Origin of the sequence: Mesorhizobium loti CJ3sym (assembly GCF_000472785.1) — a bacterium.
GTDB classification, from domain to species: Bacteria; Pseudomonadota; Alphaproteobacteria; order Rhizobiales; family Rhizobiaceae; genus Mesorhizobium; species Mesorhizobium loti_E.
Genome location: NZ_AXAL01000010.1, coordinates 178053 through 195631, shown reverse-complemented (window position 1 = coordinate 195631; position 17579 = coordinate 178053). Strand labels below are relative to the sequence as shown.

General features: G+C 63.5%; 18 protein-coding genes. 4 read left to right on the top strand and 14 right to left on the bottom strand.

All coding sequences use genetic code 11. The features are described 5' to 3' along the window. The first annotated feature begins 4 nt into the window (after positions 1-4). Positions 5-1018 carry a nucleoside hydrolase gene (locus A3A9_RS0115760; protein WP_027059642.1) on the top strand — a complete coding sequence of 338 codons (1014 nt, stop codon included), beginning with the start codon at positions 5-7 and terminating at the stop codon, positions 1016-1018. An 11-nt stretch (positions 1019-1029) separates the two neighbouring features. After that, on the top strand, positions 1030-1962 hold the full coding sequence (locus A3A9_RS0115755; RefSeq protein ID WP_082222103.1) for a nucleoside hydrolase: 933 nt from the start codon (positions 1030-1032) through the stop codon (positions 1960-1962). An 85-nt stretch (positions 1963-2047) separates the two neighbouring features. On the opposite strand, the gene fghA is transcribed toward A3A9_RS0115755, so the two are convergent. Together fghA and A3A9_RS0115745 are read right to left on the bottom strand one after the other, a co-directional pair. Beyond that, positions 2048-2902 carry an S-formylglutathione hydrolase gene (fghA, locus tag A3A9_RS0115750; protein WP_027059640.1) on the bottom strand — a complete coding sequence of 285 codons (855 nt, stop codon included), beginning with the start codon at positions 2900-2902 and terminating at the stop codon, positions 2048-2050. 139 nt (positions 2903-3041) lie between these two features. Further along, positions 3042-4568, bottom strand: a complete 1527-nt coding sequence (locus A3A9_RS0115745; protein ID WP_027059639.1) for an FAD-dependent oxidoreductase — start codon at positions 4566-4568, stop codon at positions 3042-3044. 214 nt (positions 4569-4782) lie between these two features. Here A3A9_RS0115745 and A3A9_RS0115740 point away from each other — a divergent pair, with 214 nt between their 5' ends. Then, positions 4783-5031 (top strand): hypothetical protein, encoded by a 249-nt coding sequence (locus A3A9_RS0115740; protein WP_245279045.1) that lies wholly within the window; start codon positions 4783-4785, stop codon positions 5029-5031. Between the two features lie 12 nt (positions 5032-5043). Here the strand turns inward: A3A9_RS0115740 and A3A9_RS0115735 are convergent, their stop codons facing one another. From A3A9_RS0115735 to A3A9_RS38885, 3 genes are read right to left on the bottom strand one after another with little or no spacing between them, the layout of a single operon-like run. Further along, the gene (locus A3A9_RS0115735) at positions 5044-5568 is read right to left on the bottom strand and encodes a 4-vinyl reductase (protein WP_027059637.1); all 525 of its coding nucleotides are present in this window, start codon (positions 5566-5568) and stop codon (positions 5044-5046) included. A gap of 17 nt (positions 5569-5585) precedes the next feature. Beyond that, complete coding sequence (locus A3A9_RS0115730; protein WP_027059636.1) at positions 5586-6860, bottom strand: metal-dependent hydrolase family protein; 1275 nt, start codon at positions 6858-6860, stop codon at positions 5586-5588. Positions 6861-6888: 28 nt separating this feature from the next. Beyond that, a complete protein-coding gene (locus A3A9_RS38885) occupies positions 6889-7773 on the bottom strand; it encodes a fumarylacetoacetate hydrolase family protein (RefSeq protein WP_033838579.1) in 885 nt (294 codons plus the stop codon). Between the two features lie 145 nt (positions 7774-7918). Here A3A9_RS38885 and A3A9_RS38880 point away from each other — a divergent pair, with 145 nt between their 5' ends. Then, positions 7919-8620 carry a GntR family transcriptional regulator gene (locus A3A9_RS38880; protein WP_033838578.1) on the top strand — a complete coding sequence of 234 codons (702 nt, stop codon included), beginning with the start codon at positions 7919-7921 and terminating at the stop codon, positions 8618-8620. A 71-nt stretch (positions 8621-8691) separates the two neighbouring features. On the opposite strand, the gene A3A9_RS0115715 is transcribed toward A3A9_RS38880, so the two are convergent. From A3A9_RS0115715 to A3A9_RS0115670, 9 genes are all read right to left on the bottom strand, one after another. Further along, a complete protein-coding gene (locus tag A3A9_RS0115715; RefSeq protein WP_063827780.1) occupies positions 8692-9738 on the bottom strand; it encodes an extracellular solute-binding protein in 1047 nt (348 codons plus the stop codon). A gap of 86 nt (positions 9739-9824) precedes the next feature. Continuing rightward, positions 9825-10628 (bottom strand): ABC transporter permease, encoded by an 804-nt coding sequence (locus A3A9_RS0115710; RefSeq protein WP_027059634.1) that lies wholly within the window; start codon positions 10626-10628, stop codon positions 9825-9827. After that, positions 10625-11494 carry an ABC transporter permease gene (locus A3A9_RS0115705; protein ID WP_027059633.1) on the bottom strand — a complete coding sequence of 290 codons (870 nt, stop codon included), beginning with the start codon at positions 11492-11494 and terminating at the stop codon, positions 10625-10627. The genes A3A9_RS0115710 and A3A9_RS0115705 overlap by 4 nt, the downstream gene beginning before the upstream one ends. 1 nt (position 11495) lies before the next feature. Then, positions 11496-12494, bottom strand: a complete 999-nt coding sequence (locus tag A3A9_RS0115700) for an ABC transporter ATP-binding protein (RefSeq protein ID WP_027059632.1) — start codon at positions 12492-12494, stop codon at positions 11496-11498. A gap of 150 nt (positions 12495-12644) precedes the next feature. Continuing rightward, entirely contained in the window at positions 12645-13736 is a 1092-nt protein-coding gene (locus A3A9_RS0115690; RefSeq protein WP_027059631.1) for an ABC transporter ATP-binding protein, read from the bottom strand. A gap of 4 nt (positions 13737-13740) precedes the next feature. Continuing rightward, positions 13741-14670 (bottom strand): ROK family protein, encoded by a 930-nt coding sequence (locus tag A3A9_RS0115685; RefSeq protein WP_027059630.1) that lies wholly within the window; start codon positions 14668-14670, stop codon positions 13741-13743. Beyond that, positions 14670-15713: an SIS domain-containing protein gene (locus A3A9_RS0115680; RefSeq protein ID WP_027059629.1), complete on the bottom strand. Its 1044-nt coding sequence runs from the start codon at positions 15711-15713 to the stop codon at positions 14670-14672. The genes A3A9_RS0115685 and A3A9_RS0115680 overlap by 1 nt, the downstream gene beginning before the upstream one ends. Positions 15714-15771: 58 nt before the next feature. Beyond that, the gene (locus A3A9_RS0115675) at positions 15772-16647 is read right to left on the bottom strand and encodes a carbohydrate ABC transporter permease (RefSeq protein WP_051370937.1); all 876 of its coding nucleotides are present in this window, start codon (positions 16645-16647) and stop codon (positions 15772-15774) included. A gap of 8 nt (positions 16648-16655) precedes the next feature. After that, positions 16656-17543 (bottom strand): carbohydrate ABC transporter permease, encoded by an 888-nt coding sequence (locus A3A9_RS0115670; RefSeq protein WP_051370935.1) that lies wholly within the window; start codon positions 17541-17543, stop codon positions 16656-16658. Positions 17544-17579: the final 36 nt, after the last annotated feature.

The window sequence follows — 17579 nt, the reverse complement described above, 5'->3', positions numbered from 1 at the left end:
CTCAATGGAACGCATAATCCTCGACGTGGATTCTGCCGGCGACGATATTCTGGCCGTGCTGTTTGCCGCGGCGAACCCGAATGTCCGGCTCGAAGGCGTCACCACCGTCACCGGCGCCGCAGGCCCGATCGAACAGGTCACCAATGTCGTCCTCAACACGCTGACGCTGGCCGGGCGCGACGATATCCCGGTCCACGCCGGCGCCTGGCGGCCGATCGTCGGCAATTCCAAGGCCGACATGGAGGCGCCTGTCCATTTCGAAAAGCGGCTCGTCGCCCGCTTCGGCGACCGGTTGAAGAAATTCAACCCACCGGCGCCGACGCCATCCCGCCCGGCGACGCCGGGACATGCGGTCGACTTCATCATCGACACGGTGATAGCCAATCCCGGCGAGATCACGCTGGTGACGACGGGGCCGCTGACCAATGCCGCGATGGCGCTGCTACAGGAGCCACGCCTGACGGGTGCGCTCAAGCGGATGCTGGTGCTGGGTGGCAATTTCCAGACGCCCGGCAACATGACGCCGCTGTCGGAATACAACATCTGGGCCGATCCGGAGGCTTCGCGCATCGTGCTCAACGCCGATGTCGACAAGATCCTGGTGCCGCTCGACATCTGCGAGGACAACCGCGTCGCCGCCTCGATGCTGACGCGCGACGACATCGCCGACATGCAGGCGGTCACCCGGAAGAATCCCGTCTTCGAGATGATCGCCGACAGCTTCCCGATCTATATCGACATCTGGCGCGAATTCTTCGATCTCGTCGGCTTCCCGATGGATGACGTCATCACCGTGGCGCTGGCCTTCGACCCCGGCCTAGCCACGATGACCGAGCCGCTGTTCGTCGATGTCGTGCTGGACGGACGCATCGCGCGCGGCCAGACGGTTGCCCATCGAGGCCGGCAGTTGCTGCCCGGCGGCGGGCCGAAGACCACGCGCATCTGCACCGATCTCGACGGGCGCCGCTTCCTGAACATCTTCAAGCAAACCATCGCGCGCTACGAACAAGCGGCGTGAGGACCAATAAAATGACCATTGCAACTCCCATCCTGTTCGACTGCGACCCCGGCCACGACGACGCCATTGCGCTGGTCATGGCGCATCGCTCACCAGCCATCGAATTGCTCGGCGTCACCACCACCTGCGGCAATGCCGAGGTCGAGAAGACGACCGCCAATGCGCTGCGCATCCTCGAATATATCGGCGCCGGCGACGTGCCTGTCGCTCAAGGGTGCCACCGTCCGCTGGCGCGGCCGCTGGTGCTCGGCACCGCCGACGGCCCGAGCGGCCTGGAAGGTTCGCCCTATCTGCCGCAGGCCACGATCAAGCCGGTTGACCAGCACGCGGTAGACTTTCTTGCCGACAAGCTCCGCGCCTCGCCCGAGCCGATCCTGGTCGTCGCCACCGGCCCGCTGACCAATATCGGCCTGATGATCCTCAAGCATCGCGACGTGCTGCCCAAGATCAAGGATCTGATCTGGATGGGCGGCGTGTTCTACCGCAAGAGCGAGATCATCACGCCGACGGAGTTCAATGCCTTCTGCGATCCGGAAGCGCTGAAGATCGTGCTGGACAGCGGCGTGCCGATCCTGATGGTCGGCCTCGACGTCACCATGCAGGTGCTGATCGAAGCGCCGCAATACGCCGAACTCGCCACCATCGACACGCCGCTCGGCAAGCTCGTCAACGACTGGCTGTTGTTCTACGAGAAGCTGCACCGCAACTCGATGGGCGTTGGCGGCGCCATGCACGATCCGCTGGCATTGGCGCTGGCCATCGATCCGACACTGGTGCGCACGCGCCCGGCCCATATCGGCGTCGATCTGTCCGGTACTTATGCCTTTGGCGCGACGGTTGCCGATTTCTGGAACGAGCGCGGCGAAAAGGACAATGCCCGCATCGCCCACGAGGTCGACGCCGATCGTTTCTTCAAGCTGATGTTCGACCTGCTGCGGGACTAAAAAGCCGCAGGATTATCAGCAAGGGCGCGCGGGCCGGCACCCGCGGCCCGGTCGATCGCAGAGAACCGGGCAGGATCGCAGGAACCTACGCGCCGTCAGACAATCTTTGGGCATGCCATCTCAGATGGTCGTCCATGAATGTCGAAATGAAGAAATACGAGTGGTCGTAGCCGTCCTGCATGCGCAGGGTCAGCGCAATGCCGGCCTTGGCGCAGGCCGCTTCCAGAAGCCAGGGCTTCAGCCCGTCCTTGAGAAATCCGTCCGACGTTCCCTGATCGACGAAAAGCTCGGGGAAGCGGTGGCCATCCTGGATGAGCAAGGTGGCATCGTAGCCCCGCCATGATGCCTCGTCCGCGCCAAGATATTTTTCGAGGGCCGGCCGCGACCAACCGGCGGTGCTTGGCTGCACGATCGGCGCGAAGGCCGAGCAGCTTTTGAAGCGCTCGGGATTCTTGAGCGCGATCGTCAGCGCGCCATGCCCGCCCATCGAGTGGCCAAAGATCCCCTGGCGCGTCATGTCGGCCGGAAATTCCCGCGCTATCAGCGCCGGCAATTCCTCGGTGATGTAGGAATACATGCGATAATTCCCAGCGTAAGGCGCTTGCGTCGCGTCGACGTAGAAGCCGGCGCCGCTGCCAAACTGCCAATTGTCCTTCTCGTCGGGTATATCGGCGCCGCGCGGGCTGGTGTCGGGGCAGACAATGATCAAGCCAAGCTCGGCCGCCATGCGCCTGTACTCGCCCTTGTCCATGACATTGGCATGGGTGCAGGTGAGGCCGGAGAGATACCACACGACAGGACAAGGTTTTTCACGGGACTGCGGCGGCACGAAGACGGCGAAAATCATGTCGCAGGCGCAGGCCTGCGAAGCGTGGGAATAGACGCCCTGCACGCCGCCATGCGACCTAGCGGAGGAGATGGTCTTCATCTGGTCCGACATGTGTTTCTCTCCGCCATTGCAAACGCCTTCACGGCCGCCTGTCTACGGCATCGGTCGGGATCACGGCAACCCGGATGGATTGGACCATGGTTAGAGGCTCCTTTGCCGACCGAAGAGTGGGCAGCGGCAGAAATGATCCCTATTCGGGTCGCGACCCGTCATCCAGAGCCGGGTTGAACCAGCGACGGAGTGCTTCGTACAATCCATCAGTCTCCTCGCCGGCCCAGGCGATGCAGGCATCCGGGCGGATCAGCATCGAAGGCCCCTCCTCGACGGCGATGCAACGTATCCTCTGCGTGCTGGCCGCAACAAGCCCGGATGCCTTGCCATCGCCTGAGGCGTCGAGAAGAACGCCCATGCCGTCCTGCATGAGATCGTAAAGCGAGACGTTCGCATCGCCGCGTCGGACCGGCCTGTCACCAATCAGCCGGCCGACATCGTCGCGCTTCGAGCCGAGATCGTAGCGGATGGACAGGCCGCTCATGATCTCGCCGATGAACCGGTTGACGTCATCGAACTGCATGAGCTTGGCGACGATGTCGCGTATCGCTCCCGCTTGCGGATCGGGCCGCATGATGGCCATCTGGGCAAGTGTGTTGGCCAGGACGGCTTCGGCGATGGGCCGCCGCTCCGTCGTGTAGGTGTCGAGCAGGCTGTCAGGCATTTCGCCGCGAATGACGGCGGCGAGCTTCCAGCCGAGATTCGCGGCGTCCACAAGCCCGAGGCCCAGGCCCTGGCCGCCGAACGGCGTATGGACATGTGCCGCGTCACCGGCAAGCAGCACCCTGCCTCGGCGGTAGCTGTCGGCGAGCCGTGTGTTGTCAGTCCATCGGCTGCCGCTTTCGAGCGCCTTCACGCGGACATCGGCTCCGCTGACACGGCGCAAGACGGCTTCGATTTCCTCGCCCGTGACCGTCGCCTGCCGGTCTTCAGCCGGACCGCTGAAGTCCAGCATCACCAATCGGCCGGGAAACGGTCCGTAGGAGAACACGCCACCCGATGTGCGATGCCAGCCACTGGGCAGCAGGCGTTCGGGATGGTCGATGTCGGCGACCGCCTGGTACATCGTCATTGTCGGCGCCGTGCCGGGGAATTCAAAGCCGGCCATCTTGCGGACGGAGCTGTGCCCGCCGTCGCACCCAATGAGGTAGCTGCAGCGACTATGGCCCGCGCCCGCTGGAGAAACCCATTCCACGTCGACTGCGTCCTCCTGTTGGACGAAGTTCGTCACATCGCACTCACGACGAACCTCGATGCCCAGAGATAGCGCGCGGTCGGCCAGCATGGCTTCGACGGCCTGCTGATCCACAGGGCGGGCACGCCGTTCCGGCTCATTCTGCGCGTCCTTTCGGATGAGGGACAGTCCGGCGAAATGGCCGGTGAATTTCGACCCTCGACCACGCAAATCCGGGCCGCCGGTCTGCTGCGTGAACTGCTTTATCGCCGCAAAGGTGCGTGCCTCCGCCGCGGCGATGGAAGCAGCCATCCCGCGCCGCTGCAACGCTTCGCATCCAAGCGGTCCGATGCCCATGGCCTTGCTGGCCATGCTGGCTGCGGCCAGACGCTCCAGCACGAGAACGCGCACACCGGCCAAAGTCAGTTCGATGGCCGTCAGCAGCCCAACAGGACCGGCCCCGACCACCACAACATCAATGCGATTATTCATATACCTCATTCCAATATGTACTAAGTACAGAACTTTCATGCCATTGGCGAAATGTCAATATAAATATGTACTCAGTATATAAATCTGATGACGGCGAGACACTTCGGACTTTGCAAATTGCGCATCGACCGCCGAGCCGGAGAGCGGTACGATCGGTCCGTCGGCGCCAAAAACGCTGCAGGCGCACGCCGCATGTTCCGGTTCGAGGGCTCAAATGTCGGTTCTGAGGCTGACTGTCGTCTGGCACAAGGATTTTGCGGGAGGACAGCCCATCGCGGAAGCGTTGGCTGCTCATTTCGAGGGGGCTGAGGACGAACCGAACTCAAGCGGCTTCTTCGAACGGCTGGCCGAGCTGTCGGAAGAGATGGTGGCCAAGCATGGCAAGGATTTCAGCATGGGCGCGCTGGTGCTCGCCGCTCGCTGGATCGCCGAGAACCGCGTTGGCAAGCTGAAGACCAACTAGAACCGGCGACACCTACAGTCTGGCGGCAAAATCGAACCGGCAATGGTCGTGGCGGCCACCGCAGGCGCAATATGTCTCTTCGCACTCGACTGCCGTCGCATCCGCGATGCCGAGAAGGAACGAGAAGGCGCCGGTGACAAAGCCTTCGAACATATAGCAGGCGCGCTGGTCGCTCGCCTGCCCGGCCTCCAGCGCGAAGATCGAGTTGCGCAGGCTGATGCTGCCGCGCCGGGCGGCGACATCGAGCGTATCGATCGAGAACTGGCCCCAGCCGCGCTGCGACAGGCGCTGGAAATAGTGGCGGAACGTCGCTTGCGCGTCGAGGCCCTTGCCGCGCACCTGCGCCTCGCACCATTCGATGGCCGACTTCGCCGTCGACCGACGCAGGCTCGCGCGGTAGGCCTCGCGGCCGAGAGCAGCCTCGACAGCGAGATGGTTGTTCACCAGGAAATGCCTGGGCAAATAGACCATGGGCAGCCCGTCGGTCCGCCAGATGCCGGTCGTCTCGTCGACATCGATCGGAACCACGGGCTGCATGATGGCTAGACTGCCGATCAGGCCGCTTGCCGCTGCGAAGCGACCGAGGCCGACTGGTCCTTGTAGAGCTCGCCATCCTTCATGATGACGATGAGGTTCTTCTCATGCACCATCATGTCGACGTCCTTCAGCGGGTCGCCATTGACCAGCAAGAGGTCGGCGATGAAGCCCTCCTTGACCATGCCGAGTTCGTCGCCGAGGCCCATCACCTGACCGCCGAGCCGCGTGCCGCATTGCAGCGCTTCGCTGGGCGAATAGCCCAACAGGTCGACGAAATGCTTCAAGTCGCGCGCGTTGGTGCCTTGCGGCGTCTGCGCGAAACCATAGTCGCCGCCGATCAGCGCGCGCACGCCGCGCTTGCGCAGTTCGGTGTAGACCTTGCGGCTGTCGTCAAGAATGCGCTGCATGCCAAACTTCACCGCCATCTCATGGGTGAAGCCGAAGGGCTCGCCCTCATAAAGCGTGCCGTAGATGATGCCGATGGCCGGGCCGACGAAGATGCGGTCCTTGGCCGATTCCAGCGCGTCGAGCGCTTCCTCGTCGGCGGATTCGCAGTGGTAGATGACGTCGACGCCGCACTTCACCGCGCGCTTCACCGAACCGGCGGCGCGGGCATGGCAGTTGATCTTCTTGCCGAAGTCGCGTGCCACCGACACCGCCGTCATCACCTCGGCTTCGCTCATCACGGTCAGGCCGCCATGGGCGGCGGGGCTGAGATCATCGCCGGAGATGTTGATCTTGATGTTGTCGGCGCCTTCGCGGCAGCAGAGCCGCACAGCCTTGGTGATTTCCTCGACGCCGTCGGCGATCATGCCGAAGCTCTCGTGGTACATGTGCTGCTGGCGCTCGTCGCCGAGGCCGCCGGTGACGGTGATCTCGGGGCTGCCGGCGCGGATGCGCGGTCCCGGCAGGCGGCCGGCATTGATCTCGTTGCGGATGACGATGTCGAGCCTGAGCTTCGAGGTGGCGGCGCTGTAGGCGCTGGTGAAACCATGGTCGAGCAGGGTCTTGGCATTGCGCATGGTGAGCAGCAGATGCTCCTCGGGCGGGATCAGGCCGAGATCGGAATCCTTGATCGCGCCGCCAAACGAGATGTGGGCATGGCCTTCGACGAGGCCCGGCATCAGCGTCATACCGCGGCATTCGACCGTCGTCGCGCTGTCGCCCGACAATTGTCCAGGCGTGCGCGCGATGGTGACGATGCGGCCATTGTCGACCAGCAGATCGGCCGGATAGGCGTCAGCGCCCGTGCCGTCCCAGATCATGGCATTTCGAAACATCACTCTTGTCATGACTTCGTCCCTTCGGAGTTGGCGGGGGTTATTGGTTGACGGCGTGCGCTGCGGCGACGTCGTCGGCAACGACATTGGACAGGATGCCGACGCCTTCCAGTTCGACTTCGCAGACATCGCCATGCTTCATGAACAGCTGCGGCTTGCGCGCCACGCCGACGCCGGATGGCGTGCCGGTGACGATAATGTCGCCGGGCTCCAGCGTGATGGCCTCGCTGATGATCGAGATCAGCGAGGCGACATCGAAGATCATGTCGTCGGTCGAGGCGTTCTGCACGACCTGGCCGTTCAGCCGCGTCTGGATGCGCAGGCCCTTGCCGCCCGGCGGCAACTCGTCCGCAGTGACGAAGACCGGTCCGAACGACCCGGTGCCGTCGAAATTCTTGCCGACGGTCCACTGCGGCGCCTTGGTCTGGAAGTCGCGGATCGAGCCGTCGTTGAAGATGGAGTAGCCAGCGACGTGGCTGAGCGCCTGGGCCCGTGCAATGTGGCGGCCGGTCTTGCCGATGACCGCCACCATCTCGCCCTCGTAGTCGAGCTGGACCGAGGCTTCCGGCCGGCGGATCGCCGCGCCATGGCCGATCAGGCTCGTCGAGAAGCGGGCGAACAACGTCGGATAGGTCGGCGGCACGAAACCGCTCTCGATCGAATGGTCGACATAGTTGAGGCCGACGCAGATGATCTTGCCGGGCCTCGAGATCGGCGGCAGCCATTCGACGGATTTCGCATCGATCTTGCGCCCGCAGGCCAGCTTCTCGCCGGCGGCGTGCAGCGCCTGCGACCCTTCGGCAATCAGCTCGTCCAGCCATCCCGGGAACGTCGCATCGCTGGTGTCGATGCCGCGGAACTCACCTGCCGGCAAGGCAATCGCCAGCCCAGGTCCCCGCGACGACTTATAGGCTGCAAATCGCACTGGCCACTTCCTCGCTTGTGAAGGCTGGACTTTGTTGAGAAATTATATATCTGTCAACAGAGAATATATTATTTTGCATTCCAACTTTTGGCTGGGATAATGTATCAAGGCCCCTCGAAGGACGGATTCGCCCGCAGGCAAACGAATGGCTAAGGACGGCTCGATCAATCTCACCCAGGGCGCGTATGAGGATCTGCGCGCCGACCTGTTGTCGTGCCGGATCGCGCCCGGCAGCCGGCTCAAGGTCCAGGAACTTTGCGACAGGCTGTCGGTCAGCCTTGGCGCCATCCGCGAGGCGCTGTCGCGGTTGACGTCCGAAGGCCTTGTCGTGGCCGAGCCGCAGCGCGGCTTTCGCGCCGCCCCGATCTCGGCCGAGGACCTGCTTGACCTCACCAAGACGCGCATCCAGATCGAGACCTTGTGCATCCGCCGAGCCATCGAGGTCGGCGATGTCGCCTGGGAATCGCAGCTGGTCGCGGCACTCCACCGTCTGTCGCGCACGCCCGAGCACACGCCCGACGATCCCGTGCACTCGAGCGACGAATGGGCGACCGCGCACGCTGCCTTCCACAAGGCGCTGGTCGGCGGCTGCGACAGCCGCTGGCTGCTGCGCCTTCGCGACCAGCTTTACGACCAGAGCGAGCGCTATCGCCGCCGCTCGGTCTCGCTGGCGCCAAAAGCCCGCAACATCAGCAAGGAACATCAGGACCTCGCCGCCGCCGTGCTCGACCGCAATGCCGAAAAGGCAGCCGAATTGCTGGCGGCGCATCTGGCTGTCACCACCGACATCCTGCTGGCAGCCGAAGCCGACGACCTACCGGCGCGCAAGACGATCGAGCGGGCATAGCGTTTCATTGGAATTCCTCGCACAGGAAACAAGACGCCGCCCGTGCAAACGGGCGGCGTCTTGCGTTGCGCCTACTGGCGCAGATTGGTCCAGATCCGGTCATAGGCGCGGATCGCCTTCTCGTCGCATGACGGCGCGAAGGTGATCTTGAGATCGGCAGGCGGGTTGAACTCCGGCGAGCCGCCGATGTCCGGTGCCAGCAGCTTGTTCGATCCGGCGATCGCACTCTGATAACCGGTGTATTTCTGCTGCAGCGCGATGTTTTCGGGGTCCATCAGGAAGTTGAGAAATTTTTTCGCATTGTCGAGATTGGGAGCCGTCGTCGGCACGGCGACATTGTCCATCCAGCCGACAGCGCCTTCCTTGGGGTAGACGTATTTGATCGTCGACTTCTGCTGGCGTGTGGCCAGCGCCTTGCCTGACCATTGCTCATGCATGACCGTTTCGCCGGCGACCTGGCGTTCGACGATGCCGTCCGAATTATAGACTTTCACGAACGGCTTCTGCGCCTCGAGCAAGGCGTCGAGTTCCTTCAAATCGGCCGGATTGCTGTTGCACTGGTCCTTGCCCAGATAAACCAGCGCCAGCGATATCACTTCGGTCGGCGAGCCGAACATGCCGACCTTGCCCTTGAGTTCCGCCGGCGGATCGAACAGCGGCTTCAAGCTGTCGGTCGGACCTTTGTAGACGGCCGTGTCGACGGAATAGGACGTGGTACCCCACACCCATGGCACAGTGTATTTCGCGTCCGGATCCCACGGCCGGTGCTGCCATTTCGGATCGACATTCTTGAAATTCGGCATCGCGCCCGCGTCGACTTCCTGGAACAGCTTCTGCTTGACGAAGATCGGCACGAAATCGTTGCTGATGATCATCACATCGTAGCCGGCGGCTCCGGAGCTCAGCTTGGCGAGCGCGGTCTCGTTGGAATCGTAGGTGTCGATGGTGACCTTGATCCCGGTCTCGGCCTCGAACTTCTTGATCATCTCGTCCGACGTGTAGTCGGTCCAGTTGTAGATGTGCAGTTCGCCGGCATCGGCGAGTACGGTGGTGGTGATCGCCCCGAGGATGGCAGCGGCCAAGGCCAGTGACGAAAATCCTTCCTTCCATTTGGTCATAGTCGTTCTCCTGTGGTTTCTTTTTTGGGCTTCTGGTTCGACCATGATCTTTTCCGAAAACCGGTTCCCACTTTTCGGGATCATGGTCAGGCAAATCTGTTGCGCCGTCCGACGAGCAGGGCCGCGGCGACGAAGACGATGGAAACGGCAAGCAGGATGGTGGAGATGGCGTTGACCTCCGGCGTCACGCCAAGCCGCATCATGCCGTAGATGTAGACTGGCAGCGTGGTCGAGCCGGCGCTCGACACCATCATCGAGATCAGGAAATCATCGAGCGAGACGACGAAGGCCATGATGGCTCCGGCCGAGATCGCCGGCAGCAGCAAGGGCAGCGTGACGCGGCGAAACAGCCGCCACTCATCGGCATAGAGGTCGCGTCCCGCCTCCTCCAGCGTGCCGCCCATGTCGCGCAGCCGCGCCTGGATCGGCAGCAGCGCGAACGGGATGCAGAAGACGGTGTGGGCGATCATCAGATTGATCAGCCCGTGATGCATGCCGAGCCCGGAAAAGAAGATCAGCGTGGTGATCGCCACGACGATCTCCGGCACCACCAGCGGCATCGCGATCAGGGCGGTCGCAGCACCGCGCCCGAAGCGCAGCCGGCCGCGTTCCAGCGCGATCGCGCCGGCCGTGGCGATGGCCGTCGAGGCGATGGTGGCGACGATGGCGATGATGATGCTGTTGGTGGCAGCGTCGCGGATCGCGCCATTGTTGGCGACCGCGACGAACCATTTGAAACTGAAGCCGGCCCAGACGGTGACCAGCCGGCTCGAGTTGAAGGCATAGATCACCAGGATCAGCAGCGGTGCGTAGAAGAACACGAAGATCAGCGCTGTGTAGACCGACAGGCCGGGCGTGTGCCGCCAGTCGAAAGTCTTCGCACCATTCATCGCCGCTCCTCCTCTACCCGGCGCGAGCGGATGACGAAGACGGTGAGCACGACGACCGTAACCACGGTTGAGAGGGCCGCCCCAAACGGCCAGTTGCGCGAGGAGGTGAACTGCATCTGGATCAGGCTGCCGATCAAAAGCTTCTTGCCCCCGCCAAGCAGGTCCGGCGCCAGGAAAGAGCCAAGCGCCGGCGCGAAGACCAGCGTGGCGCCGGCCAGTGCACCTGGCCGCGCCAAGGGCCAGACGATGCGGCGGAAGACGGCGGCGCGGCCGGCGTAGAGATCGTGCGCGGCCTCGATCAACCTTGGATCGATGCGCTCCAGCGTCGAATAGATCGGCAGCACCATGAAGGGCAGGAAAGTGTAGACGAGGCCGAGCAGGATCGACCCGTCATTGTAGAGCAGCGGCAGCGGATCGGAGATGATGCCGGCATGGCGCAGCGCGCCGTTCGCAAGCCCCTCGTCACGCAGGATCAGGATCCAGCAATAGGTGCGGATCAGCGTGTTTATCCAGAACGGCAGCGTGACTGCGAACAGCAGGATGCGCCGGCGCTCTGGCGTCTGGCAGACGATGTACCAGGCAACGGGCAGGCCGAGCACGAGGCAGATGATGGTGGTGGCGATCGCCAGATAGACAGAGCGCAAGATGATCAGCGCGTAGCTCGGCGAAAACACCAGGCTGTCGTCGAAGTCGCGCTGGTAGAGGAACTGCAGGTAGGCATCGAAGGTCGCCGGCGCGGTGACGCCACCATAGGGATTGGCGGTCATGAAGGAATAGCCGACCGCCAGGAACAGCGGCAGCACCATGAAGACGCCGATGACCAGCATGGCCGGCGCGATCAGGAGCCAGGTGCGGTTCGGACCCATCTCAGTTCGCCAGTTCGCGTTCGAGGTGCCGAGCCCAGTCGACGACGACCCTGTCGCCGGTTGCAAGTGCTGAACCGCCGCGTGAGCGCGAATGCAGTTTTGCCCCCTCCTCCAGCACGACCTCATAGAGCGTGTCGGAGCCGAGGAAGGTGATGGCCGAGACCGCGCCCGTGGCATGGCCCTTGGCGCCGTCCGAGACCGGTGACACCACGATGTGCTCCGGCCGAACGACGATCGTCTTTGCCGGATCCCGACCGAGGGCTGCACCGGGCAAAAGGTTGGACTCGCCGATGAAGTCGGCGACGAAACGGTCCTGCGGATTGTCGTAGATGTCGCGTGGCGTGCCGACCTGCAGCACGTCGCCGCTGCGCATCACCGCGATACGGTCGGACATGGCCAAAGCCTCCTCCTGGTCGTGGGTGACCAGCACGAAGGTGATGCCGGTCTCGCGCTGCAGCCGCTTCAATTCGCTCTGCATGCCCTTGCGCAGTTTGAGGTCCAGCGCCGACAGCGGCTCGTCGAGCAAGAGCACGCTCGGCTTGGGCGCCAGCGCGCGCGCCACCGCGACGCGCTGCTGCTGGCCACCCGACAGTTGCGCCGGACGGCGTGTGGCGAAGCCTTCAAGCCGCACCATTTCCAGCGCTTCCCGGACGCGCTCGTCGATCAGCGCTTTCGGCGCGTTCTGCATTTCCAGCCCGAACGCGACATTCTCGGCCACGCTCATATGCGGGAACAGCGCGTAGCTCTGGAATACGGTGTTGACCGGCCGCTTCTGCGGCGGCAGGGCGGCGACATCGCTGCCGGCGATGCGGATGGCGCCTGAACTTGGCGCCTCGAAGCCGGCGATCAGGCGAAGCAGAGTCGTCTTGCCGCAGCCCGACGGGCCGAGCAGCGTGAAGAACTCGTTGTCGTAGATTTCCAGGCTGACCGCGTTCAGCGCGTGGACCGGATCGGCATCCCTGGTCACGAAGGATTTTGACACACTTTGGATGTCGATCATGACCGGCGAATTCCTGGACTGCGTTGACACGGCCTGGCGCGCCGAAGGCCATCACGGCCGTCTGGTGCCGCGCCTCAAAATTCGCTCCAAAATTATATTTGTCAACAAATAATATATTGTTTTCGCTTTCGACACGCGAATGTGTGGCGCTCAGAGTACCCTGCCGGTTTTCAGGTCGAGCAAGTGCATATGGGCCATGCCAAGTGACAGCGTTGCCATCTCGCCGGGCCTGGGTGTCGCTGCGGGGTCGATCCGCGCCGTTGCCTCCGTGCCGGCAACCAGCACATGCAGCAGCGTCTCCATGCCCATCGGCTCGACCACCTCGACGGGGACCTTGATGTCGACGGTATCGGGCCGCTCGCGCTGCTCGGTGATGTGCTCGGGACGCAGGCCGAATTCGAGGTCGCGCCCGGCATGGCCGGCATAGCGCGCGGTGCGGGCAGCGGGGACAGCAAGCGCGGTGCCATCGCTGAGCACGACCGCGAGCCTGTCGCCGCGCGCTTCCAGCCTGCACTTGAAGAAATTCATGCCGGGGCTGCCGATGAAACCGGCGACGAAGCGGCTCGCCGGCTCATGGTAGAGGTCGTTGGGCGGCCCGATCTGTTCGATGCGGCCCTTGTTCATCACCACGACGCGATCGGCCAATGTCATCGCCTCGACCTGATCATGGGTTACGTAGACCGTGGTGGTGGCGACCATCTGGTGCAGCTTCTTAATCTCGGCGCGCATCTTTCCCCTGAGCTTGGCGTCGAGGTTGGAGAGCGGCTCGTCGAACAGAAAGACCTTCGGCTGGCGCACCATGGCGCGGCCCATGGCGACGCGCTGGCGCTGGCCGCCCGACAGTTGGTGCGGTTTGCGGTGAAGAAGCTCGCTGAGATCGAGGATGTCGGCAACCCGGGCGATGCGCTGCGTCACCTCGGCGTCAGGCACCTTGCGGATGCGCAGGCCGAAAGCCATGTTCTGCGCCACCGTCATCTGCGGATAGAGCGCATAGCTCTGGAAGACCATGGCGATGTCGCGATCCCTGGCCTGAACGTTGTTGACCAGCCTGCCGCCAATATGGATCTCGCCGCCACTCGGCCGGTCCAGCCCCGCCACCATGCGCAGCGTCGTCGACTTGCCGCAGCCGGAGGGACCAACGAGGACGACGAACTCGCCTTCGGCGATCTCGAGATCGATATCGTGCACGACCTTCAGGTTCTGGAAACTCTTGGAGACCTTGCGCAGTTCTAGATCGGCCATGGCGCTATTCCTTTGCCGTGGGGGCGAACATGTCGAGCGCCAGTGCAGCGGTGCCGATCACCCCGGCATCGTTGCCGTGCTCGGCCGCCGCGATCACCGGCGGCCGGCCGGGCTTGAGCAACACGAAATCCCTGACGTTGTTGGCAATGCGATCGATGAAGAATGGACCGGCCAGCGACAGCCCACCGCCGATGATCGCCGCCTCGATGTTGAGCATGTTCGACATGATGCCGATCATCTGGCCAAGCCAGCGCGCCACCTCGTCGACGACCTGCAGGGCGATCGCGTCGCCTCCCTTGGCGAGATCGACGACGGTTTCGGCGTCCTTCGCGTCGGTGTCAGGCTTGAGCTGGCGATAGCGGTTGACCAGCGCGCGGGCGCTGGCCAGGTTCTCGACCATGCCCGGCACCGGGTCGGCGATGTCGGTGCGGGCCGGGTCGAGCGAGATGCAGCCGAATTGCGGCGGCAGCCCGTCGGGGCCATCAATGACCTTGCGGTCGATAACCATGGACCCGCCAATGCCGGTGCCGAGCGTCAGCAGCGCGAAGCGCGAGAACGGACGACCGGCGCCATGGCGCATTTCGCCATGGGTGGCGCTGACGGCATCGTTGCGGACAACGGCCGGCACACCAAAGCGAATAGCGAACAGCTTCGACAGCGATCCCTTGAGCAGCGCCGGGATCGCCGGGCAGCGGCCGTTGAGCATGCCGGTCTCGGGATTTGGCGTGCCGGGCACGCCGATGCCTATGGCCGTGATGTCGGGAAACGCTCGCCTCAATTCTTCAGTGGCGGTGGTGACCAGATGGACCAAATCCGAAAATTCGATGTCGTGGTGTACAGGCACGGCGCCGCGCGCCAGCACCTTGCCCGAACCGTCGACGACGCCGAGCTTGACTAGGCTGCCGCCAATGTCGATTCCAACAGCGGTTACCATCACGCCTCCTTGCGGATGCGCACGTTGAGTCGCCGTCCGAGGTTGGGGTAGATCATCTTGTCTGGATCGATGCCGCGCGCGATCGCCAGCTCGCAGCCGTACCATTGCAGCGGCATCGGCGCCCAGCAGCCGGCGAGGCATTGCTGATCAGGCGCTGTCGGCCAGCTCACTGCAAGGTCAAAGCGGGTCGCGTGGCCGGAGAGGTTGAGGACCACCGTGCGCGGTCCGAGTTCGGCCAGCGCCTCACCGAGATTGGCGGCGACCTTGGCCTCGGTCTCGGTCTGCGCGATTGCGATCACCAGGCTGTTGTTCGTCGTGCCATAGACATGGCCATGCAAGGCCTCCTCGGTGTCGAAGGCCGCAGTCGGCACGCCGCTGATCTCGGCGATCTTGAGCGAGGCTTCGAGCGCGGTGCCGAGATGCGTCGCCTGGCCTGCGACCAGGATGTAATCGGGAACGCCGAAGCGGGTGACCAGGTCTTTCGCCGCAGCCAGACCAGTTTCGGCCGTCTGCTCCAGTTGCGCAAGCAACCCGGACAGATCGATCGTCTTGCCAGCAAGCTTGGCAGCCACAGCCAGCACGGAGATGACGGTGGCGGTATAGCCCATGGTCTTCGGCCCAACCGTCTCCGGGCCGATCGGCATGACGATGATTTCGGCGCCGGTCTCGGTGATCAGGCTGCCGGCCTCGCCGGTGATGACAAGGGTGGGAAACCCTCGCTCGACCGACAGGCGCACCGCCTCGATCGTGGTGATGCTCATGCCGGACTGCGAGGCGGCCAGCACCAACGTGCGCTGGCTCGACGCCCTGGGCGGCAAGCGCAGGAAGGCTTCCGGCTCCTTGGCGATCACCGAGGCACCCGTGCCCTCCTCCAGCGCCTCGGCGCCGGCCAGAAGCGCATTCATCGACGAGCCCGTGCCGAGCAGCACGATCCGTTCCGGCTTCTGACGCAGGCTGGCGAAACCGTCGAGCTCCGCGCCGATGGCGGCGGGGAGACCGGTGAGGGTCGCGGGCTGCCGGCGGATGTAAGTGCCTATCTGCATGTCAGTGTTCCATCAGTTCGAAATTGTCTGATCTTGTTAAAATCTGTCGGAGATCCGGCTATTTGCTGTAGCCCTTGCTGAGCCCGCTGATGAATTGCCGCGAGAACAGCGTGAACAGCAGGACCAGCGGCACCGCACCGAGCGTCAGTGCGGCGAGCAAGGCCGGATAGTCGTTCATGAACTGGCCGACGAATTGCTGCACGCCAAGCGTCACCGTCTGGTTCTGCCGGCTTGGCGCCAGGATCAGCGGGAACCAGAGATCGTTCCAGACCGGCAGCATGGTGAGTGCCGCGACAGCGGCGAGGCCCGGCCTGACCAATGGCAGCACGATCCAGAAGGTGCACAGCTCGCTCGCCCCATCCATGCGCGCCGCTTCCTTGAGATCGGTCGGCACGGTGCGGAAATAGGTGACCATCAGCGTCACCGCGATCGGGATGCTCATGGCGGTGTAGACGAGGATGAGTGCTGCCAGCGTGTCCATCAGCCGCCAGGCCAGCATCATCTGGATGAGCGGGATGGTGCCCAGCCTTATCGGCAGCATGATGCCGAGCACGAACAGGCCGCCGAGCAGCGACGCAAACCGCACGCGATATTCGACCACGGCGAAGGCGGCGAGCGTCGACAGCACCACGGTCAGCACGATCGTCGTCACCGTCACGGCCAGGCTGTTGCGGTAGTTGACGATGAAATTGCCGCGGGTGAAGACGCGCTTATAGCCTTCGAGACTGAAGGTCTTGGCCGTCGGCAGGTCGAACGGTCCGCCGAAGATCGCCGGCGTCGTCTTCATCGAGTTGATGATGACGATCAGCACCGGCCCGATGGCGAGCAGCACGAAGACGATCAGCAGCGCATGCACAATGATGCGCTCGACCGTCCAGGGTTCGCGATCCTGGCGGCGGCGGGCGGCGGGGATGGTGAGGTCTGGGGCGCTCATCTCAGCTCCTAGACCGAATAGGATTTCAGGCGGCGCTGGATCAGCCAGAAATAGGCCGCGGTCACCAGCAACACCGTGAGGAAAATGACCGTTGCAACCGCGCTACCCAGATCGAGATCAGCAAGCTGGCCGCTCGACCCGAAGAAGGTGCGGTAGAAATAGGTGCCGAGAATGTCGGTGCTATAGTTCGGCCCGGGCGCCGATCCATTGAGCGCGAACACTAGGTCGAAGCCGTTGAACGTCCAGATATAGGTGAGGATCGCGATCAGACCGAACTGCGGTGCGATCAGCGGAAACTTGATCTTCCAGAAGGTCGTCCAGCCGCCGGCGCCGTCGATGTTGGCGGCCTCGACCAGCTCGTTGGGCACCGCCAGCAGGGCGCTGTAGAGGAAGACCATCGGAATGCCGAAATACTGCCAGACCGACATCAGCGAGATCGTGGTGAGCGCGGTCGATTCCGTGCCCAGCAAGGGAAAGCCGACCAGGCCCCAGAGCGGGTTGATGATCAGGCGCCAGACGAAGCCGACGATCACCACCGACAGTGTGGCCGGGATGAACAGCAAGGTGCGGTAGATGCCTTCCGAACGCGCCAGTTTTCCTGACGTGAGCAGCGCCGCCAGCAGCAGCCCCATCGGCACTTCGACGATCAGATGGATGGCGAAATACTGCATGTTGTTGAGCAACGCATTCCAGAAGCGGGCGCTGATGGTCGGGTGGGTGAACAGGCGTTCGTAGTTGGCAAAGCCAACAAAGACATCACCCGAGGCGCCGTTGGTCTGGAAGAAGCTCATGACGATCGAGGTCGCCAGCGGCAGCACGGCAAAGACCAGATAGACGGCCAGTGCCGGCAGCACGAACAGCAGCAGGTTTCGATAAGCGGCGGCGGGAGATATCAACTCAAAACCTCATATTCACGCCGGCATGGATATGCC